The sequence below is a fragment of the Bartonella sp. AD328YNZD genome (assembly GCF_042196425.1).
This window is the reverse complement of sequence record NZ_JBHIQG010000502.1, coordinates 1-1,343: the sequence shown is the minus strand read 5'-3', so window position 1 is coordinate 1,343 and position 1,343 is coordinate 1. Positions and strand designations below refer to the sequence as shown.

Annotated in this window: 2 protein-coding genes; both read right to left on the bottom strand. The window is 37.4% G+C overall.

Going from position 1 to position 1,343, the window contains the following annotated elements; all coding sequences use genetic code 11:
* Positions 1–386: 386 nt before the first annotated feature.
* Positions 387–581, bottom strand: coding sequence for a hypothetical protein (locus ACFIO3_RS13210; protein ID WP_375608415.1), 195 nt, complete (start codon positions 579–581; stop codon positions 387–389).
* A 64-nt stretch (positions 582–645) separates the two neighbouring features.
* The coding region (locus ACFIO3_RS13205; protein ID WP_375704608.1) for a TIR domain-containing protein at positions 646–1,343 on the bottom strand (698 nt) is incomplete at its 5' end.

The following is a 1,343-nucleotide window of genomic DNA, read 5'->3' as shown; positions in this document are numbered from 1 at the left end:
ATCCATATCCTCCTATTCCGCATGATGAGGTTATGGCTGAAATGGAAGTTATAATCAGTCAGCTTGAAGCTGAACAGGACAAGTGATGCTTCCGGTTGTTTGGTTGTCTTCGGCGCGCGACGATTTGCGTCAGATTTTACTTACATTGCTCGCGAAAATCCATCCGCTGGCGTGCCGAATGAAAAGGTTTTTGGAAGCATCCGTACTGCCAATTGGCTGAACATCCATATTTATACAGACAAAGCGAGAAGATATCAGGATTACGAGAAATTGCAACACATCAAAATTACCTTATATTGTAGCGAGTAGCTGCAAATCAAATCGAAATTGTAGCTGTAGCATATGCCCGACGTGAATTTCCTATTTTTCTTTAATCGAATGAGAGGCTATCTGCCTTTTAAACTTTGCAAGTCCATCAAAATTATGACAACAGCCCCGCGTTTATCAAAGAGACTAAAATGATTTCTTCTACGGTAGTGAATTGCTGTTCCTTCATTTAAATTTGCACAATCGCTTGCTGTTTGAAGAAGGGTGGGGGTAATCGTTTCTTTGAGCCTATAGAATGGGTGTGTCTGTGGCATGTGGTGGGGTGCCTTGTAGTTTTAGGTGTGCACTTAAAAAAATAAACATAAGCATTATTCAAATTTAATTTAATGCATGAGTAACTTTCTTTGCATCTAAATTGAAGCCGGCTTCACATAGTCGATGAGAAAGATCTTTAAGTGTTTCTTTTACGTGTTCTTTAAAAGGAAGGTATATAATTCCATTAATATCTGAAGGGAGTTCAAGGTCTTGTTTTTTTAGAATAGCGACATTTTTGCGAGAAAGCGCAGATATTAACATGCCCATTTCGAAAATAACGTTTTGTCGTGCACGGGGTTGTGCTGCTTTTTTGCCGGCAGATTTGGCATAGCCTATATCATCGGGAGTAAGCAGCACAATACCAAATTTTATGAAATCGCTACAGATTCCTTTTTCTAAAGCTTCAATGATGGTTAAGCCATTACCACTCGTATTTTGTAAAATGTATGGTTCAAGATTAAAATCATTAAGAATAGATGTAAGTTGCTTTAGGGCAGTACGATCATGACCGTGAACGATAAAGATTTTTTTATTTGAGGTATTGGAAGCCATTTTTGAGAAAAGAATCGTTGATGTTTCTTCTATATGCTTTGCTAAATCTTCTATTAACTTTTGTTTTATGTTTTCGCTGCCTTGAACTTGAAGTTTTCCTGTGCTTTCATACCAATTAATAACGCCTCCTTTGGAGGTTTTGATCTGATATCCTCTAGAAGAATTAAGTGATAGAGACTTAACTTCTATGATTTTATATCCAGCTGTTT

Excerpts from the sequence above, each read along its gene's own strand:
- ACFIO3_RS13210 (WP_375608415.1), bottom strand. The coding sequence starts at position 581 with ATGCCACAGACACACCCATTCTATAGGCTCAAAGAAACGATTACCCCC.